The following is a 23,295-nucleotide window of genomic DNA, read 5'->3' as shown; positions in this document are numbered from 1 at the left end:
GGAGGTCCTCCATGCCAGCTGGCCCGTTCGCAACCGGCTCCGGCCGGCTGCCGGAGTACGTGGCTGTCCGTACCGACTCCTCCGGCCGGTCGATCTCCCTGGCGGACTACCCGCCACAGCGCTGGGCCGTGCTGCTGACGGGCGCCCAGGGGATGGGCAAGAGCGTGGAGCTGACCCGGGCCGAGCTGGCCGCCCGGCAGGCGGGAGCGATCGTCGTGCGGGTCGATGCTTCGCCGCGGGAGGCGCTGGAGGACAGGTTCGCTCGCGCTGTCACCCAGGACCTCGGCAGTTTGCGCAAGCAGCACGGCTTCCGAGCGGTCCGCAAGCTCAACAAGCTGCTCAAGACGCTGTCTACGGGCTCCAAGCTGTCTCACTCGGGCGGTGACGTTCGGGTGGGGATGCCGCCGCTGACGATGTCGGTCAATCACGGAGTGGAGGACACGGCCGGTGCTCCTACCGGCCAGCTGACCCAGCTGGCCGACGCCCTGAACGAACTCGGCCAGAAGAAGCGGCGGGCCGTCGTACTGATGGTCGACAACATCGACGTCGCGTCCGACCGGGACCTGTCCGCGCTGAACGAGCTGTCGGCTCACCTGGAGCGCACTGGCCAGCCGGCGCACCTGGTCACAGCAGGTGGGCAGAAGGCGGTCGGACGGCTGCTTGCGGCTTCGCAGAAGACCACAGGTGTCGAGTCCGCGATCGCGCAGCTCTACGACATCCGGGAATGCCGTCCACTGGGAGACGACGAGGCCCTGGCCGCCATGCGGTCGCCGCTGGCCAAGCTGCGGATCCCTGCCGAGGCAGCGGCAGTGACCGAGCTGGTCGATGCCGCCAACGGCAGTCCTCAGCGGCTGCAGGCGTTGGCCGCCACGGCCACCGCGATGGCGGCCAGCCAGCCGCTAGGGCTCGACAGCCGGGTTGCCAAGGCTGCGGTCGAGCAGCTGACCAGCCAGTCCAGGCCGCTCTACGAGGCTCTCTGGAACAACTCCAGCGACGGCGAGAAGGACCTGCTGGCCCGTACTGCGGTCCGCGGCACCCGTGGCCTGGCGATGTCCTCCGTCACCCAGCAGGCCGGGCCAGAACACTGGGCCGCGGTGGACAGCTCGCGACAGTCGTTGAAGAGCAGAGGAATTCTTCGCCAAGGGGAGGAATCCGGGCGGCTCAGGTTCGCGGATCCTGGCATGCTCAGGTGGGTGCAGACTCATGTCGGTCAGTCCGCGGCGCATCTCGGTGTCGCCATGCCCACTGTCACGCTTGGTGCCGGCTCGAATGGCGCCCGGCCGGCCGCTGCCCGGCGTACTGCGGGGCCGGGGCAGGCGGTGACCCGGTGACAGTGCTCACACCCTCCAGCTGGACAGTGGCGGAGGCGCGGAGCCTGGCTGCCCAGTTCCGGCAGGTGGCGACCGACGGTGAGGCCTACGACGGCATCGAGCTGTTCACCGCGCTGTGCGACTACCTGGACCAGCTGTACGGCGGGGCCGGCTTCGACCGGCTGCTGCCCGAGCCCGAGCTGTCCGAGCTGAGTGGCCTCATCCAGTGCGCCCTCGGGAAAGCCCGGACGGGGTCGGTGCTGCTCGACGACGACGGCGTACCGGTGGATCTGGCCGCTTCGGGCGCCGATCCGGTCTACGACACGCTGGTGCGGCTGGACCAGCCGGTGAACGCGGCGGTGACGCTACTCCAGGGCCGCCGGCTGGCTGCCGAGCTGGCGGCGGCAGGGGATTGGCGGAGCGAGCTCGGACGCGCGCTCCAAGGGCTTTACACCTATCTAGACCACTTGTACGGCGGACCGGGTGCGTTCACCGAATTGCTCACACCCGACGAGCGTGACCAAGTGGCGAACCGGACACCGAAGCGGTAACGGCGTGACCTTTCGGTCCAGTTGGTCCCCGGTGACCATTACGGTAGGCGCGTGAGTTTCTCGTCCTCCACACGCCCCTCGCCCTCCGGCGCCCGCGGTTCGGGCAAGGCCCCGGTCGGCGGCCCGAACCGACTCCCCGGCGGCCGTGAGCGCCGGCCCGCGCTCGCCGCGCTGGCGGTGATCCTGATTCTGCTCGGCGCGGCCGGCTCGGCCCTGATCGCCTTGCGCAGCGGCGATCGCCAGGACTACATCGCCGTCGGGTCCAAGCCGATCGCCCCCGGGCAGAAGATCTCCGTGGACGACCTGGCCAAAGGTGACCTGGCCGGCAAGACGGGCGGCCTGCTCCCGTGGTCGACCGTGAAGTCGCTGGAAGGCAAGTACTCGACCGGTTGGCTCTACCCTGGTCAGTTCCTCGCCAAGGACAGCACCACCGCCGACGCGACCCCGCCGGGCGGTGCCTTGGTCGGCATCAGCCTGGACGCGGGCCGAGCTCCGTCGATGCAGCTGAAGGGTGGCGACATCCTCCAGATCATCCAGGTGCCGGCCGCCAACCAGACCGGTGGCGCCCCCTCCGTGCTGGTCGACGCGGCCAAGGTGATGAGCGTCTCCGGCGGGATCGCCGACTCCAAGACGAACGCGAACACCACCCTCAACCTGACTGTCCTGGTGCCGACGTCGAAGGCCACGGCCCTCGCGGCCGCCGCGGCGGCCAAGGGCCTGGCGGTTGTCCAGTTGCCGTCGAGCACTCCTCCCGACGTACCGCCGGCCGACGGGGCCCGCTGATGGCACTGGTCGCATTGGCGAGCGCGAAGGGCTCGCCCGGGGTGACGACCACAGGCCTGGTGCTCGGCGCGCTCTGGCCGCGGCAGGTGCTGCTGGCCGAGTGTGACCCGGCGGGCAGCGACGTCGCGATCCGGATGACGGCGTCCGGTGGTCAGCCGCTGAACTCCGACCGTGGGCTTGTCAGCCTGGCCGCGGCCGGCCGCAAGGGCCTGGACGACGACGTGATCATGGCCCACAGCCAGCAGCTCGACGGCGGCCTGGACGTGATGGTCGGGGTCCGCACGCCCGAGCAGATCGGCGGCATGGGCGGGCTCTGGGAGCCGCTCGGCATCACCTTCAACCAGATGTTCAGCTCCGACGTGATCGCCGACTGCGGCCGGATCGGCCCGGCCTCGCCCCAGCTGCCGGTGGTCCAGGCCGCCCGCCTGGTCGTCCTGGTCTGTACGGCGACCGGCTCGTCCGTCGCCCACCTGCGCGAGCGGCTCTCGTCGCTGGTGCACCACGTCGACGCGAAGCTCGGCGTGATCGTCATCGCTGACCCGAAGCGGCGCGATGGCGTGAAGCAGGTCTGGTCGGTCCTGGACGCCATGTCCGTGCGGGTGCAGCACCGCTGGCACCTGGCCTACGACCCGGCCGGCGCCGCGTTCTTCGACGGCCGCGGCCACGGCCGCCTGGACCGCACCCCGCTGATCCGCACGGCCAGCGACATCGCCGCCGAGATGGCGGCGGTCGTGTCGATGCCGACCCAGCACGACTTCGACATGGCTCAGGCAGCCTTCCCGCCGGACGGCAACTGGGAGGCTCGATGAGCACCGACCAGGAGCTGGTCCGCAAGCTCCGGGTCCAGGTCGCCGAGCGGCTGAACGAGCAGCGCCGCCGCGATCAGGCCAACGGCGTACCGCCGATGAGTGCCGAGGACGAGCGGGAGTACGCCCGTTCGCTGATCGTCCAGGTCCTCGAGGACCACGCCCGGTACGAGCTGGCCGAGGGCCGCACGCCGCCCACGCCGGAGGACGACGCGCAGATTGCCAGCGCGATCCACTCGGCGCTGTTCGGCGTCGGCCGGCTGCAGCCGCTGATCGACGATCCCGAGGTCGAGAACATCGACATCAACGGCTGCGACCAGGTCTTCGTCCAGTACGGCGACGGCCGGGAGGAGCGCCCCGGTCCGGTCGCTGACAACGACGAGGAACTGGTCGAGCTGATCCAGGTGCTCGCCGCGCACGCCGGTCTGACCAGCCGCCCGTTCGACTCCGCCAACCCGCAGCTGGACCTCCGGCTGCCAGACGGGTCGCGACTGTCAGCGGTCATGGGCGTCACCTCGCGGCCCGCGGTGTCGATCCGGCGGGCCCGGCTGGGCCGCGTGTTCCTGCAGGATCTTGTTGCCAACGGCACCATGTCGGCCGATATCGCCTCCTTCCTCCGGGCCGCCGTAGCGGCCCGCAAGAACGTGATGATCGCGGGCGCCACGAACTCCGGCAAGACCACCCTGCTGCGCGCGCTGGCCAACGAGATCCCGGCCCACGAACGGCTGATCACGGTCGAGCGCTCGCTGGAGCTGGGGCTGGGCGAGTTCAAGGACCTGCACCCGAACGTGGTCGCGTTCGAGGAGCGGCTGCCGAACTCCGAAGGGGTCGGCGAGGTCAGCATGGCCGACCTGGTCCGCCGCTCGCTGCGGATGAACCCGTCCCGGGTGATCGTCGGTGAGGTGCTCGGCGACGAGATCGTGACGATGCTGAACGCGATGAGCCAGGGCAACGACGGCTCGCTGTCGACGATCCACTCGAACAGCTCGATGGAGGTGTTCAACCGGATCAGCACCTACGCGATCCAGGCGTCCGAGCGACTGCCGATGGAAGCCACCCAGATGCTGATCTCCGGCGCGCTCGACTTCGTCGTCTTCGTCCGCAAGCAGAACGACTACCAGCACGGCGGCACGCTGACCCGCTACATCGAGAGCATCCGCGAGGTGACCGGCTGGGACGGCCGGGTGCTGTCCGGCGAGGTGTTCGCTCCCGGGCCCGACGGCCGCGCCGCCGCGCACGCGCCGATCGCCTGCATGGAGGAGCTCGAGTTCTACGGGTACCAGCCGCTCGTGCACGGTCGGTGGGCCTGATGAACAACGAGACCCTGCTGGCACTGCTGTGCGGCGCGGTGGTCGGCGGCGCGATCCTGCTGCTGATCGTCGCGATCCGCGGTACGGAGCCGCGCGAGTCGACCCCGTCGCTGTTCCAGCGCGGCGGAAGCGTCGAGGGCCGCAAGCAACTGGTCCGGCTCGGCACCGGCCTCGGCGTCGGTCTGCTCGTCTTGGTCGTCACTCGCTGGCTGGTGCTGGCGGCGGCTCTCGGGCTGCTGGCCGCGCTGGCCGACCGCTTCTTCGGCGGTACCGGTGAAGAGCGCCGCGCGATCGAGCGGCTGGAGGCCTTGGCCACCTGGACCGAGGCGCTGCGCGACACGATCGCCGGCGCGGTCGGGCTGGAACAGGCGATCCCGGCCACCGCGGTCAACGCCGCACCCGCGATCAAGCCCGGCCTGAACCTGCTGGTCGACCGGCTCCGGATCCGCGAACCGTTGCCCTCGGCATTGATGCGTTTCGCCGACGATCTGAACGACCCGTCCGCCGACCTGATCGTCGCCGCGCTGGTGCTCAACGCCCGGCTGCGCGGCCCGGGTCTGCGCGAAGTACTGACCGCACTGGCCGACTCGGCCCGCGAGGAGCTCGACGTACGCCGCAAGGTCGCGGCCGAGCGCCGGTCCACCCGGCGCAGCGTCCAGGTCGTGGTGGCGATCACCCTGCTGGTGGCCGCCGCGCTGATCCTGTTCAACCCGGCGTACGTCTCGCCGTACACGAGTTTTGTCGGGCAGTTCGTGCTGTTCATCGTGATCGCCCTGTACGCCGTCGGGCTGGTCTGGCTGCGCAAGCTGGCCAAGATCGAAGTACCGGAACGGTTCCTGATCCGCAGTGACGACAAGCGGGCGCATCGCAGCGGTGACGACCGGATGGAGGTGGTGGGCGGATGACCGCGGCATTCATCACGGGCGGACTGGTCGGCTTCGGGGTCTACCTGCTGGTGCGGCTGCTCATCCGGCCGCGGGCGAACGTGCTGTCCACGATCGCGCGGATCGACGCCGGCCGGTCCGGCTACGTCAGCGCCGCCACCACGAGTGCGGCCGGCGAACGGGCGCTCGGCGGTGTCGACCGGGCCCGCGAGACGCTGGGGCAGCGGCTCGAGGCCGAGGCGAACGCGCGCGGCTGGGCCTTCGGGCGGCTGCGCCGCGACCTCGCGGTGATGAACCAGCCGTTCGCGACGATGCTCGCCACCAAGGTGTTCTTCGCTCTGGGCGCGCTGATCTTCATCCCGGTGGTGCTGTTCCTGTTCGCGCAGCTGGGCTTCAGCCCGCCGGGGGCGACGCCGGCCATCGTCACCCTCGGCGCGATGGCGTTCGCGTTCTTCCTGCCCGACCTGGCCCTGCGCCAGGAGGCGGAGGACCGCAGGCGTGACTTCCGGCACGTGGTCGGCAGCTTCCTCGACCTGGTCGCGATGAACCTGGCCGGTGGCCGGGGTCTGCCGGAGGCGCTGATGACGGCCTCCACGATCGGCGACCACTGGGCGATGGCGCGGATCCGGCAGGCGCTCGCCAACGCGCGGCTGATCGGAATCACCCCGTGGGACGCGATGGCGCGGCTCGGCGACGACCTCGGCGTGGAGGAGTTGCGCGACCTCGCGTCGGCACTGGCGCTGGCCGGTGACGAGGGCGCGAAGATCCGCGCCTCGCTGCTGGCCCGGGCCGCATCGCTGCGGCGCAAGGAGCTGGCCGACGTCGAAGGCAAGGCGGGGGAGCGGTCGCAGTCGATGCTCGTCGCGCAGTTGGTGATGTGTGCGGCGTTCATGCTGTTTCTCGGTTACCCTGCGGGCGCCGCGATTCTGGGCAGTTAGCGTCGGCAGCAGTCGGGGACAGGGATCCGTCAGGCATTTCTGTCCGTCGTACCAGGCATACTGAGCCTCGAATCGGGCTCACGATCGAAGCAGTAACGAGTTTCGGAGGGCAAACCGGATGAACGTGGAAACCCAGTTCGTGCGCGCGATGGTCGGCTACGCGCTGGCGCGGGCCCACAACCAACGGGCCCGCAGCGCGGCCGCGAAGGCGCGCGGCGCCCGGACCGAGCTCGGTGCGTCGGCGCTGGAGTGGGCCATCATCTCGGCGATCCTGGTCGCCGCGGCGCTGGCGATCGGGCTGGTGGTGCGCAACGTGATCGACAAGCGCACAGGTGAGATCCAGAAGGGCTGACGCGTTGTCGCGGTCACGTCCTCGAGTTCGACGGCTGCGGCCGCGCCGGCACCGGTCCGAGCGAGGGGCCTCCTCGCTCGAACTGGCCATCCTCGCGCCGTCGATCCTGGCGCTGATCTTTATGTCGATCCAGCTGGCCCTGTGGCTGTACGGCCGGTCCGTCGCGCTGAACGCCGCGCAGGAAGGGGTCTCCCGGTTGAGACTCGTCCAGCCGCCGCTGTACACCAGCGCGATCGGGGAGAAGGTCCGCGCAGACATCGAGGCGTATGCCCAGCAGGTGGGCGGCAACAGCCTAGGCGACGCCAAGGTGGAGCCGCCGAAGTACGACAACCCCGCAGGCATGGTGTCGTTCACGGTCACCGGCGACACCATCTCCCTGGTTCCCGGCCTCAAGCTGACCGTGAGCCAAACCGCCACCGGACCCATAGAACAATTCGAAGCCGACAAGTGAGTCTCCCCATGACCCAGTGCCCGCCCCGCACTCCACGCTCACCGCGCGGTGAGCGTGGAACCATGGCGTTGGAGATGGTGATTCTGGCTCCGATTCTCTTGATCCTGTTCATGTTCCTGCTGGCCTGCGGCAGGTACTTCCAGACGTCGTCCTTGCTGGAGAACGCCGCGCGGGACGGTGCCCGGTCGGCCAGCCAGACGCGGTCGCTCGCCGATGCCCAGGGACAGGTGGACCAGGCGGTGACCCGCACGATGGAGCAGGCGGTGGCGTCCTGCAAGGACTCCGCGGGGGGCAGCATCACCAGCGCGTTCGCGGCCGGGGCGACGCTGTCCGTCGAGGTGAGCTGCACGATCAACTACCGCGACCTCGGCCTGCTCGGGATCGGTGGCGACACCACCATCACCAAGCGGTTCAGCTCCTCCATCGACCCCTATCGAGGTGTCCGCGATGGCAACCAGCCCTGACCGCGGCCCGGCCGGGGCCCGCCGTACGACGCCCTGGGCCCGGCTCGCCCCGTTCCGCCGTACGACGCCGTGGGGCCGGCTCGCCGCGTTTCTCCGCATCGATGCCCCCGGCAACCATCGCGGTGCGCTCAGCCCGGCCGTCGCGATCCTCGCCGTGATGATCTTCACGCTGGCCGGTCTCGTCATCGACGGCGGCCGCCAGCTCGGCGCGAAGTCCCGCGCGGTCGGCTACGCCCAGGAGGCCGCCCGGGCCGGCGCGGCCGCCATCCAGCTGAACTCACCCGAAGCCAGGATCGACGCGGCCAAGGCCGGTACTGCGGTCGCCGACTTCTGCGCGCAGGTCTCGGCCAACGACAAGGCCGTTCAGCAGTGCGGCGCCACCGAGGTCACCCAGGAAGGCCTCACGGTCCAGGTGGTCATCCGCAACAAGACCACCTTCCTGGGCATGGTCAATATCGGCCACCTCGACGCCACCGGTACCGGCGAGGCCCACCCCGAGCAAGGCGTCACGAAGGCGGACGACAGTCCCAAGGTGCCGCCGATCGTCGTCGGCACCCGGACCGACGGACCGGGCAACATCCCGACCACCCACACCGCGGTCCCGCCGACCCTCGACCTCCCGTGCCCGTCGAACTGGACCATCGGTGTGCCGAGTCCGATCTGGACCCTGCCGTTCCCTTTGCCGGCCAGTTGCACGCCGAGCATCACGCCCACCCCGTCACCGTCGCCATCGCCGGATCCTTCGGAGACCCAATCACCGCCGAGCCCGCCAACCAGCAGTAGTGCGCCGCCCGGCGGAGGCGGCCCCCGCCCCGGCCCCGCAGTACCGCAGAACTCCCAGCCACCGGGAGCCAACTGATGAAGGAGCTCCCGTCGTGCGACGTCTGAGCGTCCCAGCCGCACTGCTGGCTACAACCCTGCTCCTGTCCGCCTGCGGCGCGAAGGAGTCGGGCGGTATGCCCGTGCCGGTCGGCGGTGGTGAGTCGGAGCGCACCATCACCCTCAGCCGGACGCCGAGCGCCGAACCCACGGCGGCGCCGCCCCCAAAGTCGTCCGGCCCCAAGAAGACGGTTGCTCCTCCGGCGGCGGCGCAGGTCATCGTCGTACCGGGGAACTTCGCGAGCAACCCCGCCGTCCAAGGCCTCGTGAAGAGCTACCCGGTCTATTTCAGCGCGCTGGTCGCCCGGGACGCCGACATCGTCAAGAACAACTTCCCGGCGTACTTCTACGCCGACGTGGAGGAGCGGATCAACGACGCCAAGCGCAACGGCTGGGTGATGAAACCGCCGGGCAGCGCCGTGGTGATGGGGACGGTGCCGCAGCCGCTGGACGTCGTCCGGGTCAAGTTGTGCCTGTCGCAGAGCACGCAGTACTGGAATCCGAAGGCGAAGGCGTGGGTGGTGGCCGGGCCGAGGGGAGTGGCGCAGGCGATCGACATGATCCGGACCGGGCTGGGCTGGCTGCCGTACCGGTTGGCGCCGGCGACGGGGATGAAGTGCGGAAAGGTGCGCTTTCCGGCCTAGACCGGACAGGAGTGCGCACCCGATGGCGTGACTGGACAGATTTCACCGGGCATGATGCCCCTGGTTGAAGATAACCTGCGAGTAGCTGGACGAGACACAGGAGTGAGGATGCGCAACCGAGTGAGCCGAGGGCTGATCGCTCTCACCACCGTGGTCGCACTGCTGGTTGTCTACTCGACCACGACGGCGTCCGCGGACACGATCTCCTCGGGTGACCGCGTCTGCTCCATGTACGTCAACTCCATCGGCTTCGGCGCCTTCTGCAGTTCCGGGGAGGCCAGCTCCGGCGGCTACGTGCCGACCTGGAAGGAGCGACTCGGCAACAACGTCTTCATCCCGTGCCGCGACTTCGAGATCCCGAAGGGGATCCACCTTGGCCCGCCTCCGGAAGACAAGAAGTGGGTCCTGCGAGTGACGATCGAGGACTACGACCTGAACAGGGTCGACGGCGGTGAGGCCGTCCATCTGGAGCGGGCGATCGTTCCTGTGGGTGGCGACGAGGAGAACCAGTGCCCCACCAGGGGTTACATGGACCGCTTCTGGAAGCAGTTCAGCAGCACCTATCCCGACCCGGCTCTCCAAGTGCGGCCCACTTACGTTCCGCGGGTCAACATCCCGACGTACTTCGCGCTGACGCGCGAGAGCTCGGTGATTTTCAAGAACGATCTGGCGTCCCCCGACCTGAACAGCGCCCTGTACAACCAGAGTTTCAACCTGACCATGCGAGGGCTGGTCACCGAGATGAAGGTCGATCCCGGTGATGGATCGCCGCCCATCACCTGCGCCATGGGCGTCGCCAAGGAAGGCGACGACGGGTACGACGAGACGAGCGACCCGTTCCACCAGATGAGCACCTGCTCGCACAAGTACAAAAAGTCGAGCGCGAGCCAGCCGGACGGGATGTACACCGTGAAGCTGACGATCACCTGGACCGTCGACTACTGGAAGGGCGGGCCGGCCTGGAATCCCGTCGGTACGGCCGTGGTTCACGCAGTACAGCGCCTGCCTGTGCAGGAAGTTGAGGCAATCGGTGGGTAAGGGAGGGACGACGATGGTGAAGACTGGTCAGCACGTGCAGGCCGCACGGCTGCCGCAGCGGTCGGGCGGAGGTGCCGCCGACCGGCTGAAGGGTCTGCTGTCGCTGGTCGCGATCGTGGCGATCATCGGCGGTGTCCCGTACCTGCTGGTGCGCTTCTTCGGAACGCCCTGGCCCGAGCGGATGCCGAACCGCGACGTCCTGTTCAGCGAGCTGAGCGCCGAAACGATCATCGGCATCATCACGTTCTTCGTCTGGGTCGCCTGGCTGCACTTCGTCATCTGCCTGATCGCCGAGGCCGTCTCGGAGCTGCGCGGCCATGGCCTGTCACCACGGATTCCACTCGGTGGCGGTTCGCAGACGCTGGCCCGCCGGCTGGTGTCCGGCGTCGTCCTGCTCGCCGGTGCCGCCAGCGTCACGCTGCCGGTCGCCAACGCGGTCACCACCGCGCCGGTGTCCGGCCCGTCCTCGGTGAGTGTTGCCCAGAGCAACGACAACAGCTCGCGCGACGCGTTCCGGGCGACCGAGCCGCGCAGTACGGTGCAGATCGGTGCGCCGGCGGTGAAGCACACGCACACCGGAGTGCGGACCAACAACGATCAGTCCGGGCAGGTCGTCAAGTACACCGAGGTCAAGCCGCCGCAGGGGCGCAACTACGACTGCCTGTGGGACATCGCCGAGCGCTACCTGGGCGAGGGCCGGCGGTACAAGGAGATCTACGAGCTCAACAAGAACAAGCTGCAGCCGGACGGTCGCCGGCTGACGAACCCGGACCTGATCATGCCGGGCTGGCAGGTGCGCCTGCCGGCCGACGCCAAGGGCCCGGGCGTGCACACCGTGCGCGTCAACGTGGACAAGACCATCACCAACGCCACCCCGGCCGGCAAGCCGACGGGCAAGCAGACCGCGAAGCCGACGACCAACCAGACGTCGAAGCCGACCGCCAAGGTGAACCCATCGAGCGAGACGCGGACCGCCGAGCAGGGCAAGCAGGGTACACAGGGCACCAACGTGCCAGGCAGCCGCTGGTTCGAGCAGGCGGAGGCTGAGCCTGGCTCGTCGATCGGGATCGGCACCAAGCCCGACCCGGGCGCGAAGACCGCCAAGCCGGGCATCAACGCGACGGCTCCGCACGAGCCGGGCACGACAGGCGCGGAGCCGGGCGATCCGGTCGCGGGTGGTTCGAAGGTGGAGCCGACCGTTCCGGTCGTCGCCGAGGAGAGCGGGTTCGACGCCACTCAGGCGGGCATCTACGGGTTCGGCGCCACCTTGCTGGCTGCCGGTCTCGCCATCGCGCTGAAGCGCCGTCGCGGCTGGGCCCAGGGCCCAGGACCGAAGGCGGCGGCTCACCGACAGACCGAGATCGACCTGCGCCTGGCCGCCGACGTACCGACGGCCCAGTTCGTCGACAACTCGCTGCGTTCGCTGGGTGTGCTGCTGACCAACGAGAACCGGCCGATGCCCTCTGTCATCGCCGCGTTGGTGACCGATCGTTCCTTGACGCTGGTGCTGGAGCCGGGGGAGAACGCGGGACCGCCGCCCGCCCCGTGGCAGGTCATTGCCGAGGGCACCCGCTGGGTACTGCGCAGGGCCTACGCGCCGGAGGCCGACGTCGAGGCGCCCGCGCCGTACCCGACGCTCGTCACGCTCGGCCGCAACGCCGACGGTGCGATCGTGCTGGTCGACCTCGACACCGCGGCCGGCATCATCAGCTTCGGCGGCGTCACGAACGCCTCCCGCGATGTCGTCGGATCGCTGGCGGCCGAGCTGGCCACGAACCTGTGGTCCGAAGGCGCCCACGTCAGCATGGTCGGTTTCGGCGACGACCTCTCGACGCTGTCACCGAGCCGGCTGAGCTACTGGGGCAGCCTGGACGACGCGCTGAACGAGGTGACCCGGCGTACCGACGCTCAGGTGCAGGCCTGCGGTCGCCGGAACGTGGACTCGGTCGCCGGCGCGCGACTGGCCCACCCGGACGCGATGCTGTGGGGGCCGGAGATCATCTTCCTGTCCGCGCCGCCGTCGCCGGAGGAGGAGCAGCGGCTGGCCCGGCTGGCCGCCGACCCGAAGCGCAGCGTCGCGGTGGCCGTCGTCGGTGACGTGATGAACTCGCCGTGGCGGTTCGTCGTGGACGAGAAGAACCAGGCCGTCTGCCGGCTGCTCGGGCTCGAGGTCGATGCCCACAGCATCAATCCGGCGCAGTTCGCGGACCTGGTCGCGCTGTTCGGCGTGGCCGAGGCCGAGGCACTGGACAAGCGCCGCGCCGAGCACGACTTGCCGGCGTACGAGTTCTCGACGTCCGATCTGAGCCGGCCCGCGCCGGTCGAGGTCGACCTGCTCGGCCCGGTCGAGGTGGATGCCCGCGGTCCGATCGACGTCGGCCGGGTGTCGCTGTCGACGGAGATCGTGGCGTTCCTGGCCAGCCAGGACTATGGCGTCCACCCGAACGTGCTGGCCGGCGCGATCTGGCCGCGCGGTATCAGCGACGAGCTGCGCAACGCGGCGCTGGAGCACACCCGCAACTGGGTGGGTGTCGACGCCATGTACACCGACGAGTCGGGCCGCTGGCTGCTGAACCGCAGCATCGTCCGGGTCGACTGGGACGTCTTCCGCACGCTGGCCAAGCAGGCGTCAATGATGGAGGACCCGCGCGGCCCGCTGTCGACGGCCCTCAGCCTGGTGCACGGCCAGTCGTGGTCGAACCTGCCCGCCGGCCGCTACTCCTGGCTCGCCGCCTCCGGCATCGAGCGCAAGATGGCCGAAGCGGTCGTCGACACGTCCCTGCGACTGGCAGAGGCCAGCCTCCGCCACAACGACGGCAACCTGGCCCGCACGGCCCTCCAGACCGGCCTGAGCTTCTCCCCGGCCTCGGAAGACCTCTGGCGAGCCACCCTGCGCCTCGCGTCGCACTTCGGTACGACGAGCGACGTCAGCAACGTGGCAGGGCAGATGTACGCGGCTCTGGCCAAGCACGGCGGCCCTCGCGGCGCCGAGGCCGAGACGGACGCCCTGGTCGACGAGCTGCTCCCCGGCTACCACCGACCGGCCGCGGTCGCGTAGGTACCGGCGTCGGCACGCGTCGGCTAGCGCAGTACCGGCTCAAGGTTGGCGCCGGGCGTAGTACCGGCTCAGACAGAGTTCCGCCCCGAGAGGTCAGCCTCTCGGGGCGGAGCTGCGTGTGGGCTCAGAGGGTGCTGGCGGACCAGGTGTCGCAGCGGGTCATGTCGCCGGAGTCCATGCCGACCTTGAACCACTTCATCCGCTGCTCGGCGGTGCCGTGGCTGAAGCTCTCTGGGTTGACCTGGCCCTGGGTCTTCTCCTGGATACGGTCGTCGCCGACCGACGCGGCGGCGTCGAGGCCGCGGGAGATGTCGTCCTCGGTGAGCTCGGTGATCAGCGGCTTGCCGTTCTGGCCCGGCACCGTGGTGGCGTGATTGGTCCAGATACCGGCCAGGCAGTCGGCCTGCAGCTCGGAGCGGACCGCGTCGGAGCTCGGGCCCTGACGGGACTTGATCTGGCCGAGGATGCCGTAGAGGTTCTGCACGTGGTGCCCGTACTCATGCGCCACGACGTACGCCTCGGCGAAGTCACCGCCCTTGGCGCCCAGCTCGGTCTGGAGGGTGCGGAAGAAGCCCAGCTCCAGGTACACGCGCTTGTCGGGCGGGCAGTAGAACGGCCCGACCGCCGCGGACGCGGCTCCACAACCCGTGTTCACGGAGTTGCTGAACACCCGCATCGGCGCGGGGATGTACTTCTTGCCGCGGCGCGGGAGCTCGGCGGCCCAGAAGTTCTGGATCGAGTTCTGGTAGAAGACGAATCGGCAGTCCTTGTTGACCTCCAGGTCCCTGCCGGTCTTGCAGGAGTCGAGGTTGCCAGGCGCGGTGTTGCGAGCCGCCGGCTCCTCGGTGCCGCCTCCACCGCCCGGCAGACCACCGCTGAGCAGGACGATGACGATCAGCAGGATGATGCCGCCGATGCCGCCGCCGACGGGAATACCCATCCCACCAGGAAGCAGCCCACCGCCTCCACCACTGCTACCACGAGTGTCCTCGACACCACTGGTGTCCAAGTCGGCGTCCGGGTTGAATTTCACCTGTGTTGCCGCGGGGAGGCTCCGTCGGACCGGACGGGGCGAAACCGCGACTTCCTCCCTTCGGCGACCGGGGACTGTCGGTCCCGGCTGATTGGGTCGATTTTAGGTCCCGGTTCCGTATGTACCCGACCGCCATGCGGCAGGCGGCGCGACTTCGACCGCGCGGCCCGGGTCCGGTGCAGCGTGAACCTCGACACGCCACCTGCGCGGAGCGGCGGGAATCCCCGTCCTCCCGGAAAGGCGTGGACGCCGGAGCACATACACTGGACCTCGCGACGAGTTCGAGCCGCCTGGTGACGTGGCGTCGCCGACGCGTCCCCGCCGAGCCCTGATCGCCCGCCGACCTGCCCTGACCCCCGACCTGAGGACTTCTGCGCCGCCATGATCACTGTCTCCAACCTCGAGGTACGCGTCGGGGCCAGGCAACTGCTCTCGCCTGCCTCTTTCCGCGTCAACCCGGGGGACAAGGTCGGGCTGGTCGGGCGTAACGGTGCCGGCAAGACCACGCTGACCAAGATCCTGGCCGGCGAGGGCCTGCCCGCGGCCGGGTCGGTCAGCTCGTCCGGCGAGGTCGGGTACCTGCCGCAGGACCCGCGCACCGGCGACCTCGAAGTACTGGCCCGGGACCGGATCCTGGCCGCACGCGGGCTGGACGAGGTGGTCCGGCGGATGCGCAACGCGGAGAAGGCGATGGCCAGCGCGGACGAGAAGACGCGCGAGAAGGGCATGCGGCGGTACGAGCGCGCCGAGGCCGACCTGCACGCGGCCGGTGGGTACGCCGCGGAGTCCGAGGCAGCCCGGATCGCGGCCAACCTCGGTCTGCCGGACCGGGTGCTGGGGCAACCGCTGGGCACGTTGTCGGGTGGTCAGCGGCGCCGGGTCGAGCTGGCCCGGATCCTGTTCGCGCAGGCGGAGACGCTGCTGCTGGACGAGCCGACCAACCACCTGGACGCCGACTCGATCGTGTGGCTGCGGGACTTCCTGAAGGGCTACTCCGGTGGCGTGATCATGATCAGCCACGACGTGAACCTGCTCGAGGAGACTGTCACCCGGGTCTTCCACCTGGACGCGAACCGGGCCGAGATCGACATCTACAACGTCGGCTGGAAGGCGTACCTGACCCAGCGCGAGACCGACGAGCGGCGCCGCAAGCGCGAGCGGGCGAACGCGGAGAAGAAGGCGTCCCAGCTGGTCGACCAGGCGAACAAGATGCGCGCCAAGGCGACCAAGGCGACCGCGGCCCAGGTGATGCTGAGGCGGGCCGAGAAGCTGATGGCATCGCTCGAGGACGAGCGCGCGTCGGACCGGGTGGCGAAGATCTCGTTCCCGACGCCGGCCCCGTGTGGCAAGACCCCGCTGATGGCCAAGGAACTGTCGAAGTCGTACGGCTCGCTGGAGATCTTCACCGACGTGGACCTGGCGATCGACCGCGGTTCGCGGGTCGTCGTACTGGGCCTCAACGGCGCGGGCAAGACCACGCTGCTGCGGGTGCTGTCCGGGATCGAGAAGTCCGACACCGGTGAGGTCATCGACGGCCACGGCCTCAAGCTCGGGTACTACGCCCAGGAGCACGAGACGCTCGACGTGAACCGGACCGTGCTGGAGAACATGAAGACCGCGGCCCCGGATCTGAACGAGACCCAGGCCCGATCGGTGCTCGGCTCCTTCCTGTTCACCGGCGACGACGCGGACAAGCCAGCCCGGGTGCTGTCGGGTGGCGAGAAGACCCGGCTCGCGCTGGCCACCCTGGTCGTCTCGGCCGCGAACGTGCTGCTCCTCGACGAGCCGACCAACAACCTGGACCCCGCCTCCCGTACTGAGGTGCTGAACGCGATCCGCTCGTACACCGGCGCGATCGTGCTCGTCACCCACGACGAGGGCGCCGTCGAGGCCCTAGAGCCCGAGCGCGTCCTGCTCCTCCCGGACGGCGTCGAGGACCTCTGGACCAACGACTATGCCGACCTGGTGTCGCTGGCCTGACCGTCAGCCGCTGACCCTCAGTTGCTGACCTCAGGCGCTGACCCGCTGCACCAGCTGGACGGGATGCTCGTCCGGATCGATCACGAACGCGATCCGGAGCGTCCCGTCCAGGAACGGGTGTGGCGGCGTGTGGTCCGTGGCGCCGGCCTCCAGCGCCATCGCGTACGCCGCCTCGACGTCGTCGGTCCACAAGGTGATGCAGGCCCGGTGGCCGGCCGTCACCGGGACGACGCCGTGGGCGGCAGCAGCGGGCTCCGGGGTGGCCAGGCCGATCGAGAAGCCGCCCAGCTCGAGCTCGATCTTGACCGGTGTGTCCTGGCTGGTCCGGAAGGTCTCCTGGAAGCCGAACCGCCGGTAGAAGGCCGCCGAGCGTTCGGTGTCGGCAACGAACAGGATCACTTGGGCGTCGGTGAAGTGCATCAGCTCATCCTTCCAGGTCATCCACAGGTGATGCAGACCTCGCGGATTCGGGGTCGGTCTCGCGTATGTTCCTTGCATGAGTGATCTTGGGCTGCGGTTGACGGTGGACGGGCCAGTGGCCCGGGTGGTGCTCGATCGGCCGGCGGTGCGCAACGCGCAGACGCCAGCGATGTGGAGCGCGTTGTCGGACTTCGGTACGTCGCTGCCTGCCGAGGTGCGGCTGGTCGTCGTCTCGGGGGAGGGCGCGTCGTTCTCGGCCGGCCTCGACCGGAACCTGATGATGGGGGAGCCGGTCGACGGGCAGGAGACACTGCTCGCGCTCGGGGCGAAGCCTGCCGACGAGCTGCAGGAGCTGATCTCGCACTTCCAGGCCGGCTTCTCCTGGCTGCGCAGGCCGGACCTCATCAGCATCGCGGCCGTGCAGGGTCACGCGGTCGGGGCCGGTTTCCAGCTGGCGCTGGCCTGCGATCTGCGGGTGATCACGCCGGACGCGAAGTTCAGCATGCGCGAGCCCGCGCTCGGTCTGGTGCCCGATCTGGGTGGGACGCAGCCGCTGGTCCAGCTGGTCGGATACTCGCGCGCCCTGGAGATCTGCGTGACGTCGCGCTGGGTCGAGGCCGAGGAGGCCCTGCAACTCGGGCTGGCCAACATCGTCGTACCGGCGGAGGAGCTGGAGGCGACGGTGAAGGACCTGTCCGATGCCGTGTTGTCGCCGATGGTGGGTGCCGTGCGGGAGACCAAGGCGCTGCTGCTGGGCGCTGCGGACCGGTCGTACGAGGAGCAGCTGACGGCGGAGCGGGAGGCTCAGACCCGGCGGTTGAGCGAGCTGTTGGCGGCTTTCGGCTGAGCGGCTGGCGTCCTTCGGCTGAGCCGGTGAGGGCTTTCGGCTGAGCTGGTGGGAAGTTTCGGCTGACCTCAAGTGTTGTCAAGGTTGACGAGTTGATGGCGGGGAGGGGAACGGATGTCTTCAGGGATGCGGATGGGCGGTGGCGGCGGCAGCGCGATGAGCTGGCGGCGGCAGGACGCGTCGGTGGTGGATCGCAAGCTGGCCAAGGGCACGCTGCGGCGCATCGTGCGGTTCGCCAAGCCGTACAAGTGGCACATCACCGCGTTCCTCGTGCTGGTGGTGATCTCGGCGGTGCTGGTGATCGCCTCCCCGCTGCTGTTCAAGAAGATCGTCGACGACGGCATCATCAAGGGGAATTCCGGTCTCGTCACCACGCTCGCGCTGATCGTCGCCCTGCTCGCCCTGGTCGAGGCCGCCCTCGGACTGATGCAGCGCTGGTTCTCGGCCCGGATCGGTGAAGGCCTGATCTACGACCTGCGGACCAAGGTGTTCGCGCACGTCCAGCGGATGCCGGTCGCGTTCTTCACCCGGACCCAGACCGGCGCGCTGGTGTCCCGGCTGAACACCGACGTGATCGGCGCGCAACAGGCCTTCACCTCCACCCTGTCCGGTGTCGTGTCGAACGTGATCAGCCTGATCCTCGTGGTCGGCGCGATGCTCCTGCTGAGCTGGCAGCTGACGCTCGTCGCGATCCTGCTGCTGCCGGTCTTCCTGCTCCCCGCCAGGTACCTCGGGCGCAGGCTGGCGGCGATGACGCGAGAGCAGATGCAGCTCAACGCGGACATGTCGACAGCGATGACCGAGCGGTTCTCCGTCGGTGGCGCCCTGCTGGTGACGCTGTTCGGCAAGGCCGAGCTGGAGAACGCACAGTTCGGCGAGAAGTCGGGCCGGGTCCGTGACCTGGGCATCCGGATCGCGATGCTCGGCCGGGTGTTCTTCACCGCCCTCACCCTGGTCGCCGCGCTGGCGACCGCTCTCGTGTACGGCGTGGGCGGCAACCTCGCGGTCAAGCAGTCGCTGACGGTCGGCACCCTGTTGGCGCTGGTCGCTCTGCTCGGCCGGCTGTACGGACCGCTCACGGCACTGTCCAACGTGCGCGTCGACGTGATGACCGCGCTGGTCTCCTTCGAGCGCGTCTTCGAGGTGCTCGACCTGGAGCCGATGATCAAGGACGCGCCGGACGCCCGCCCGCTCCCGGACACCGCCTCATCGGTCACCTTCGACAAGGTGTCATTCGCCTATCCGACCGCCGAAGAGGTCTCGCTGGCGAGCCTGGAGTCGGTGGCGGTGCTCGACAAACGCGCCTCCGCCCAGGTGCTCGAGGACATCAGCTTCACCGTCGAGCCAGGACAGATGGTCGCTCTGGTCGGCCCGTCCGGTGCGGGTAAGACGACCATCACCAATCTGGTCGCCCGGCTGTACGACGTGACGAGCGGTTCGGTGCGGATCGGTGGTGAGGACGTCCGCGAGGTGACGCTGCAGTCCCTGCACGACACGATCGGGTACGTGACGCAGGACGCGCACATGTTCCACGACACAATCCGCGCGAACCTGGCCTACGCCAAGCCGGACGCCACCGACGACGAGATGATCGAAGCACTCCGGGCCGCCCAGGTGTGGGATCTGGTCTCCACCCTGCCCGACGGGCTGGACACCGTCGTCGGGGATCGCGGGCACCGGCTGTCCGGTGGCGAGCGGCAACGACTGGCGATCGCCCGATTGTTGCTGAAGGCACCGCGCATCGTCGTACTGGACGAGGCGACCGCGCATCTGGACTCGGAGTCCGAGGTGGCGGTGCAGCGAGCGCTGGACACCGCGCTCGAAGGCCGGACATCCCTGGTGATCGCGCACCGCCTGTCCACCGTGCGCAACGCGGACCTGATCCTGGTCGTTGACCACGGCAACATCGTCGAACGCGGTACGCACGAGCAGTTGCTCGCCCTCGACGGCGAGTACGCCGATCTGTACCACACGCAGTTCGCCGAGACCGGTTCGGCGGCGGGCGTGTAGCGTTTGTTCTGACGTGAGGTCGCGAGGAAGGTCCGCCGGATGATCAAGTTCGCCCTGGTCCTGGCAGCCGGCTACACCGGTTACCAACTCGCGTACCACTCGGAGGACGGCCGCCACTACGGCAAGGTCGGTGAGCGGAACCTGCGGGCGACACTCGCGCTGATCTTCGCCGCCCTGGCCGCGGGCTGCACCTACGCGGCGCTGGTCATCAACTGAGCAGGGTCACTCAACTGAGCAGGGTCAGGCGTTGCCGACCAGCACCAGGTGGCGCCGGATCGGCACTGGTGCCCGCGGGTTGAGCGCCCGCACCAGACGGGCCAGATCCTCGTCGGTGAAGAGCATCTCGGCCGAGGGCGTGTCGTAGGACCGCAGCGGAGCCACCTTCCCGGCCGCGACCTGCTTGTAGACGGCGTGGACGGAGATCTGCAGCGCCTCGGCGACCTCGGCCGCTGTCCGGAAGGTTCGGTTCACACGTGTTCAACGACGAGGGGTTACGACCCTTCCTCGTGTTCCAGCAGGTGCAGCACCGGTACGCCGAGGTGGCGCCGGGCCGAGTTGGTCCAGTCGAGGTGGAAGAACTCCGCGACGATGTGCGGCCGGGTGAGGATGATGACCTCGCGGCCACCGACCTTGTCCACGGTCGCGGTCAGCGCGTCGATCGGCCGGTCGTGCGAGATCCCGCCCTCGGCCTGGTAGCCGAGGTCGCGCAGCCGCTGGATGCTGCGCCCGGTGCAGTCCTTCGCCTCGCTGTCGATCGCCTTCTGGGCCTCGGCGAGTTCCTGGCGCTGGTCGACGATGCCGGGCCCGTAGAGGTCCGCCGTACCGAGCGCGCTGATGGACGCCTCCACCCCGGACTCGGCGTTGTGACAGGGCACCAGAACGTGGTACTTCACCGGTTCCGGCATGTCCTGATGGAGCTCGACCACCCGCCGGGCATCTGTTTCGGTCAGTTCCTGCTCCACGAGCAGCACGACGTCGTACATCTCGGTACCTCCGGTTCGTACCAGTCGGTATGCCACCATCATGCCCCCGCAGTGGACTTTATGGGGGCAGAATGGCGCCATGCAGCTACCCGTGATGCCGCCGGTCAAGCCGATGCTGGCCAAGCCGATCAAGAAGATCCCGGACGGGAACGTCAGCTTCGAGCCGAAATGGGACGGGTTCCGCTCGATCATCTTCCGCGACGGCGACGAGGTGGAGATCGGCAGCCGCAACGAGAAGCCGATGACGCGGTACTTCCCCGAGCTGGTCGAGGCGATCAAGGCGAACCTGCCGGAGCGGTGCGTGATCGACGGCGAGATCGTCGTGGTCGGCGCGTCCGGCGACCGGCTGGACTTCGAAGTACTGCAGCAGCGCATCCATCCGGCTGCCTCGCGGGTGAAGATGCTGTCCGAGACGACTCCGGCACGCTTCGTGGCGTTCGACCTGCTCGCACTCGGCGACACCGACTACACCGAGCGTCCGTTCGCCGAGCGGCGGGAGGTGCTCGAGCAGGCGCTGACGAAGGCGGCGGCGCCGATCCACCTGACCCGGACGACCACCGACCAGGCGATCGCCACCGAGTGGTTCCACCAGTTCGAGGGCGCCGGCCTGGACGGGGTGATCGCGAAGCCGCTGGACGGGCTGTACGAGCCGGACAAGCGGACGATGTTCAAGATCAAGCACGAGCGAACCGCCGACTGCGTGGTCGCCGGCTACCGCGTGCACAAGAGCGGCGAGAACCGGATCGGTTCGCTGCTGCTAGGGCTCTACAACGCCGAGGGCGTGCTCGCGAGCGTAGGCGTGATCGGCGCGTTCTCGATCACCCGCCGCGAGGAACTGTTCGAGGAGCTACAGGAGCTAGTCACCGACTTCGACAACCACCCCTGGGCCTGGGCCAAGCAGGAGGAGGGCAACCGCACCCCCCGCAACGCCGAGGGAAGCCGCTGGCAAGCAGGCAAAGACCTGAGCTTCATCCCGCTACGCCCCGAGCGTGTAGTCGAGGTCAAATACGACCACATGGAGGGAGTCCGCTTCCGCCACACAGCCCAATTCGTCCGCTGGCGCGAAGACCGCACCCCACAATCCTGCACCTACGAACAACTAGAAGAGCCCGTCAAGTTCGACCTCGCCGACGTCCTCACCGCCCCAGCCGGCGGCTGAGCGGCAAGCTGGCGGGTCGGAAGTGAGCGCCGAGCGGGTGAGCGGTGGGCGGCGGGTGAGTACTGGCTGTGCTGGACAGGTGAACCTGGGGGCACGGACAATCCAGGCATGACGGCGGAACGGATCGAGCTGGGGCGTCCGTCGGACGCTGAGCGTGATCGGGCTCTCGCGATCCTGCGGGACGGTGCGGGTTCGGGCCGGCTGTCGCACGACACCTTCCTCCGGAGGATGAACTTCGTACTCCGCGCCCAAAGCCGCCGCGAACTGGCCAACGCGACGCGCGATCTCCCCGAGACCGAACCACGCCTGGTGCAGTTCATCCAGCGCCTGCTCGCCCGCATCCCACGCCTGACCGTCACCTCGCGCGAGACAACGCAGTACGTCCGCCCGCAGGGCCTGGCCCTCCCGCCGCCCGGCTCACCGACAGTCCGCATCGGCCGAGCAGCCGGCGCAACCCTCCGCATGGCCGACCTCTCCGTCTCCCGCTTCCACGCCGAACTCCGCCCAGTAGACGACGGCTGGCTCCTCCGCGACCTGGGCTCCATGAACGGCACCCACCTCAACGGCCTCCGCATCACCACCCCCGTCCGAGTCCGCCCCGGCGACCACATCCGCTTCGGCGCAGTCACCTACCACCTAACCTGGACCGACCCCCACTAGCCGCAGCTCAAAGCTCCTTGTCCTGGGACTTCTCAGGCCCCTCGACGTTCTTGCGCACCTCAGGAGCTTCAACCGGCTTGTTGGCTACTGCCTCGGTGGGCGACGGGAGGCCGTCGAGGGCGGTGGTGGCGGCTTGGAGGGCCTGGAGGTTGGGGTGGGTGCCGCGCTTTTGAGGCGGCAGGATGTTGTTGAGTTCGACGGCGAAGGCCTGAAGTTCTTGCTGGGTGGCCATCTTGTCGATCAACTCTGGCATGGTCCGTGGGGCGAGGCGGTTGCGGGCGACCATCTTCTCCAGGGAGGCCACTACAAGTTGCGGCTCCTCGGAGAGCAGGCGTCCGAGGAACTCTGACGTGCGTTCGATCGGCATCGCGTTGCTGCCTGTCGTGGGCGGGTCGAAATCCTTGACGTTCTCGGTCACCAGCACATCGGAGCGCGAACTGACCGCCGCGGCGAGAACGTGCTTGTCCTTCTCGTCTGCCTGCATTTCCGGCATCAGATGCTCGTAGTCCGTGACCATCGCCTTGGGGAAGGCCTTGGCCATCTGGGCGAAGCGTGACTCGGTGCGCTCGGGCGGCAGGCCAGGCGGGCGGTTACGGCGCACCTCTTCGAGTACCTCGGCGGACCAGCGTGGGCTGTAGAGCTTGCTGGCGGCAACGCTCAGGAGGACATCGGTCGTCAGTTGCCCGCGGAGCACGTTGGCGTCGAGGAAGGCGCGGCGTGGGGCTGCCATCGGCG

General features: G+C 69.0%; 25 protein-coding genes. 20 read left to right on the top strand and 5 right to left on the bottom strand.

Features of this window, described 5'->3' with window-relative positions; all coding sequences use genetic code 11:
- Positions 1-11 precede the first annotated feature (11 nt).
- The 14 genes from ACQPYM_RS22135 to ACQPYM_RS22070 all read left to right on the top strand — a co-directional run bounded on the left by ACQPYM_RS22135 (position 12) and on the right by ACQPYM_RS22070 (position 13,468).
- Positions 12-1,331, top strand: coding sequence for an AAA family ATPase (locus ACQPYM_RS22135; RefSeq protein WP_433002824.1), 1,320 nt, complete (start codon positions 12-14; stop codon positions 1,329-1,331).
- Positions 1,328-1,861 (top strand): hypothetical protein, encoded by a 534-nt coding sequence (locus ACQPYM_RS22130; protein ID WP_433002821.1) that lies wholly within the window; start codon positions 1,328-1,330, stop codon positions 1,859-1,861. The genes ACQPYM_RS22135 and ACQPYM_RS22130 overlap by 4 nt, the downstream gene beginning before the upstream one ends.
- A 51-nt stretch (positions 1,862-1,912) precedes the next feature.
- Positions 1,913-2,644, top strand: coding sequence for a hypothetical protein (locus ACQPYM_RS22125; protein ID WP_433002818.1), 732 nt, complete (start codon positions 1,913-1,915; stop codon positions 2,642-2,644).
- Positions 2,644-3,453 carry a hypothetical protein gene (locus tag ACQPYM_RS22120; RefSeq protein ID WP_433002815.1) on the top strand — a complete coding sequence of 270 codons (810 nt, stop codon included), beginning with the start codon at positions 2,644-2,646 and terminating at the stop codon, positions 3,451-3,453. Before ACQPYM_RS22125 ends, ACQPYM_RS22120 begins: the two co-directional genes overlap by 1 nt.
- Entirely contained in the window at positions 3,450-4,760 is a 1,311-nt protein-coding gene (locus ACQPYM_RS22115) for a CpaF family protein (RefSeq protein WP_433002812.1), read from the top strand. Before ACQPYM_RS22120 ends, ACQPYM_RS22115 begins: the two co-directional genes overlap by 4 nt.
- Positions 4,760-5,665 carry a type II secretion system F family protein gene (locus tag ACQPYM_RS22110; RefSeq protein ID WP_433002809.1) on the top strand — a complete coding sequence of 302 codons (906 nt, stop codon included), beginning with the start codon at positions 4,760-4,762 and terminating at the stop codon, positions 5,663-5,665. Before ACQPYM_RS22115 ends, ACQPYM_RS22110 begins: the two co-directional genes overlap by 1 nt.
- Complete coding sequence (locus tag ACQPYM_RS22105; RefSeq protein ID WP_433002806.1) at positions 5,662-6,582, top strand: type II secretion system F family protein; 921 nt, start codon at positions 5,662-5,664, stop codon at positions 6,580-6,582. The genes ACQPYM_RS22110 and ACQPYM_RS22105 overlap by 4 nt, the downstream gene beginning before the upstream one ends.
- A gap of 118 nt (positions 6,583-6,700) precedes the next feature.
- The gene (locus tag ACQPYM_RS22100) at positions 6,701-6,934 is read left to right on the top strand and encodes a hypothetical protein (RefSeq protein ID WP_433002803.1); all 234 of its coding nucleotides are present in this window, start codon (positions 6,701-6,703) and stop codon (positions 6,932-6,934) included.
- Positions 6,935-6,938: 4 nt separating this feature from the next.
- Positions 6,939-7,385 (top strand): TadE family protein, encoded by a 447-nt coding sequence (locus ACQPYM_RS22095; RefSeq protein ID WP_433002800.1) that lies wholly within the window; start codon positions 6,939-6,941, stop codon positions 7,383-7,385.
- A 62-nt stretch (positions 7,386-7,447) separates the two neighbouring features.
- A complete protein-coding gene (locus ACQPYM_RS22090; RefSeq protein ID WP_433002797.1) occupies positions 7,448-7,849 on the top strand; it encodes a TadE/TadG family type IV pilus assembly protein in 402 nt (133 codons plus the stop codon).
- A complete protein-coding gene (locus tag ACQPYM_RS22085) occupies positions 7,833-8,708 on the top strand; it encodes a pilus assembly protein TadG-related protein (RefSeq protein WP_433002794.1) in 876 nt (291 codons plus the stop codon). Before ACQPYM_RS22090 ends, ACQPYM_RS22085 begins: the two co-directional genes overlap by 17 nt.
- Before the next feature lie 16 nt (positions 8,709-8,724).
- Complete coding sequence (locus tag ACQPYM_RS22080) at positions 8,725-9,372, top strand: hypothetical protein (RefSeq protein WP_433002792.1); 648 nt, start codon at positions 8,725-8,727, stop codon at positions 9,370-9,372.
- A gap of 108 nt (positions 9,373-9,480) precedes the next feature.
- Complete coding sequence (locus ACQPYM_RS22075; RefSeq protein WP_433002789.1) at positions 9,481-10,410, top strand: hypothetical protein; 930 nt, start codon at positions 9,481-9,483, stop codon at positions 10,408-10,410.
- 13 nt (positions 10,411-10,423) lie between these two features.
- Positions 10,424-13,468, top strand: a complete 3,045-nt coding sequence (locus ACQPYM_RS22070) for a hypothetical protein (protein WP_433002786.1) — start codon at positions 10,424-10,426, stop codon at positions 13,466-13,468.
- A 124-nt stretch (positions 13,469-13,592) separates the two neighbouring features.
- Here the strand turns inward: ACQPYM_RS22070 and ypfJ are convergent, their stop codons facing one another.
- The gene (ypfJ, locus tag ACQPYM_RS22065) at positions 13,593-14,501 is read right to left on the bottom strand and encodes a KPN_02809 family neutral zinc metallopeptidase (protein ID WP_433002783.1); all 909 of its coding nucleotides are present in this window, start codon (positions 14,499-14,501) and stop codon (positions 13,593-13,595) included.
- A 381-nt stretch (positions 14,502-14,882) separates the two neighbouring features.
- Between ypfJ and ACQPYM_RS22060 the strand changes: the two genes are divergently transcribed.
- Entirely contained in the window at positions 14,883-16,481 is a 1,599-nt protein-coding gene (locus tag ACQPYM_RS22060; protein ID WP_433002780.1) for an ABC-F family ATP-binding cassette domain-containing protein, read from the top strand.
- A gap of 30 nt (positions 16,482-16,511) precedes the next feature.
- On the opposite strand, the gene ACQPYM_RS22055 is transcribed toward ACQPYM_RS22060, so the two are convergent.
- A complete protein-coding gene (locus ACQPYM_RS22055) occupies positions 16,512-16,922 on the bottom strand; it encodes a VOC family protein (protein WP_433002777.1) in 411 nt (136 codons plus the stop codon).
- A 55-nt stretch (positions 16,923-16,977) separates the two neighbouring features.
- Here ACQPYM_RS22055 and ACQPYM_RS22050 point away from each other — a divergent pair, with 55 nt between their 5' ends.
- The 3 genes from ACQPYM_RS22050 (at position 16,978) to ACQPYM_RS22040 (ending at position 19,974) form a co-directional block, all read left to right on the top strand.
- Positions 16,978-17,748, top strand: a complete 771-nt coding sequence (locus ACQPYM_RS22050) for an enoyl-CoA hydratase/isomerase family protein (RefSeq protein ID WP_433002774.1) — start codon at positions 16,978-16,980, stop codon at positions 17,746-17,748.
- Positions 17,749-17,862: 114 nt separating this feature from the next.
- On the top strand, positions 17,863-19,758 hold the full coding sequence (locus tag ACQPYM_RS22045; protein WP_433002772.1) for an ABC transporter ATP-binding protein: 1,896 nt from the start codon (positions 17,863-17,865) through the stop codon (positions 19,756-19,758).
- Between the two features lie 39 nt (positions 19,759-19,797).
- A complete protein-coding gene (locus ACQPYM_RS22040; protein ID WP_433002769.1) occupies positions 19,798-19,974 on the top strand; it encodes a hypothetical protein in 177 nt (58 codons plus the stop codon).
- 24 nt (positions 19,975-19,998) lie between these two features.
- Here ACQPYM_RS22040 and ACQPYM_RS22035 read toward each other — a convergent pair whose 3' ends face one another.
- Positions 19,999-20,229, bottom strand: coding sequence for a hypothetical protein (locus tag ACQPYM_RS22035; RefSeq protein WP_433002766.1), 231 nt, complete (start codon positions 20,227-20,229; stop codon positions 19,999-20,001).
- A gap of 20 nt (positions 20,230-20,249) precedes the next feature.
- Entirely contained in the window at positions 20,250-20,741 is a 492-nt protein-coding gene (locus ACQPYM_RS22030) for a hypothetical protein (protein WP_433002763.1), read from the bottom strand.
- 79 nt (positions 20,742-20,820) lie between these two features.
- On the opposite strand from ACQPYM_RS22030, the gene ACQPYM_RS22025 reads away from it, so the two are divergent.
- Positions 20,821-21,900 (top strand): ATP-dependent DNA ligase, encoded by a 1,080-nt coding sequence (locus ACQPYM_RS22025; protein ID WP_433002760.1) that lies wholly within the window; start codon positions 20,821-20,823, stop codon positions 21,898-21,900.
- 108 nt (positions 21,901-22,008) lie between these two features.
- Positions 22,009-22,560 carry an FHA domain-containing protein gene (locus ACQPYM_RS22020; RefSeq protein ID WP_433002757.1) on the top strand — a complete coding sequence of 184 codons (552 nt, stop codon included), beginning with the start codon at positions 22,009-22,011 and terminating at the stop codon, positions 22,558-22,560.
- Between the two features lie 7 nt (positions 22,561-22,567).
- Here ACQPYM_RS22020 and ACQPYM_RS22015 read toward each other — a convergent pair whose 3' ends face one another.
- The gene (locus tag ACQPYM_RS22015) at positions 22,568-23,290 is read right to left on the bottom strand and encodes a PIN domain-containing protein (RefSeq protein WP_433002754.1); all 723 of its coding nucleotides are present in this window, start codon (positions 23,288-23,290) and stop codon (positions 22,568-22,570) included.
- Positions 23,291-23,295 lie beyond the last annotated feature (5 nt).

Origin of the sequence: Kribbella sp. CA-294648 (genome assembly GCF_050943845.1) — a bacterium.
Taxonomy (GTDB): domain Bacteria; phylum Actinomycetota; class Actinomycetes; order Propionibacteriales; family Kribbellaceae; genus Kribbella.
The sequence above is the reverse complement of the archived record's forward strand: the minus strand, read 5'-3'. Positions and strand labels throughout refer to the sequence as shown.

What these genes read in the sequence shown, in the direction of transcription:
- ACQPYM_RS22135 (WP_433002824.1), top strand. Translation starts at nt 12, where the DNA reads ATGCCAGCTGGCCCGTTCGCAACCGGCTCCGGCCGGCTGCCGGAGTAC.
- ACQPYM_RS22120 (WP_433002815.1), top strand. Translation starts at nt 2,644, where the DNA reads ATGGCACTGGTCGCATTGGCGAGCGCGAAGGGCTCGCCCGGGGTGACG.
- ACQPYM_RS22115 (WP_433002812.1), top strand. Translation starts at nt 3,450, where the DNA reads ATGAGCACCGACCAGGAGCTGGTCCGCAAGCTCCGGGTCCAGGTCGCC.
- ACQPYM_RS22110 (WP_433002809.1), top strand. Translation starts at nt 4,760, where the DNA reads ATGAACAACGAGACCCTGCTGGCACTGCTGTGCGGCGCGGTGGTCGGC.
- ACQPYM_RS22105 (WP_433002806.1), top strand. Translation starts at nt 5,662, where the DNA reads ATGACCGCGGCATTCATCACGGGCGGACTGGTCGGCTTCGGGGTCTAC.
- ACQPYM_RS22100 (WP_433002803.1), top strand. Translation starts at nt 6,701, where the DNA reads ATGAACGTGGAAACCCAGTTCGTGCGCGCGATGGTCGGCTACGCGCTG.
- ACQPYM_RS22090 (WP_433002797.1), top strand. Translation starts at nt 7,448, where the DNA reads ATGGCGTTGGAGATGGTGATTCTGGCTCCGATTCTCTTGATCCTGTTC.
- ACQPYM_RS22085 (WP_433002794.1), top strand. Translation starts at nt 7,833, where the DNA reads ATGGCAACCAGCCCTGACCGCGGCCCGGCCGGGGCCCGCCGTACGACG.
- ACQPYM_RS22075 (WP_433002789.1), top strand. Translation starts at nt 9,481, where the DNA reads ATGCGCAACCGAGTGAGCCGAGGGCTGATCGCTCTCACCACCGTGGTC.
- ACQPYM_RS22070 (WP_433002786.1), top strand. Translation starts at nt 10,424, where the DNA reads ATGGTGAAGACTGGTCAGCACGTGCAGGCCGCACGGCTGCCGCAGCGG.
- ACQPYM_RS22060 (WP_433002780.1), top strand. Translation starts at nt 14,883, where the DNA reads ATGATCACTGTCTCCAACCTCGAGGTACGCGTCGGGGCCAGGCAACTG.
- ACQPYM_RS22055 (WP_433002777.1), bottom strand. Translation starts at nt 16,922, where the DNA reads ATGACCTGGAAGGATGAGCTGATGCACTTCACCGACGCCCAAGTGATC.
- ACQPYM_RS22050 (WP_433002774.1), top strand. Translation starts at nt 16,978, where the DNA reads ATGAGTGATCTTGGGCTGCGGTTGACGGTGGACGGGCCAGTGGCCCGG.
- ACQPYM_RS22045 (WP_433002772.1), top strand. Translation starts at nt 17,863, where the DNA reads ATGTCTTCAGGGATGCGGATGGGCGGTGGCGGCGGCAGCGCGATGAGC.
- ACQPYM_RS22040 (WP_433002769.1), top strand. Translation starts at nt 19,798, where the DNA reads ATGATCAAGTTCGCCCTGGTCCTGGCAGCCGGCTACACCGGTTACCAA.
- ACQPYM_RS22030 (WP_433002763.1), bottom strand. Translation starts at nt 20,741, where the DNA reads ATGTACGACGTCGTGCTGCTCGTGGAGCAGGAACTGACCGAAACAGAT.
- ACQPYM_RS22025 (WP_433002760.1), top strand. Translation starts at nt 20,821, where the DNA reads ATGCAGCTACCCGTGATGCCGCCGGTCAAGCCGATGCTGGCCAAGCCG.
- ACQPYM_RS22020 (WP_433002757.1), top strand. Translation starts at nt 22,009, where the DNA reads ATGACGGCGGAACGGATCGAGCTGGGGCGTCCGTCGGACGCTGAGCGT.
- ACQPYM_RS22015 (WP_433002754.1), bottom strand. Translation starts at nt 23,290, where the DNA reads ATGGCAGCCCCACGCCGCGCCTTCCTCGACGCCAACGTGCTCCGCGGG.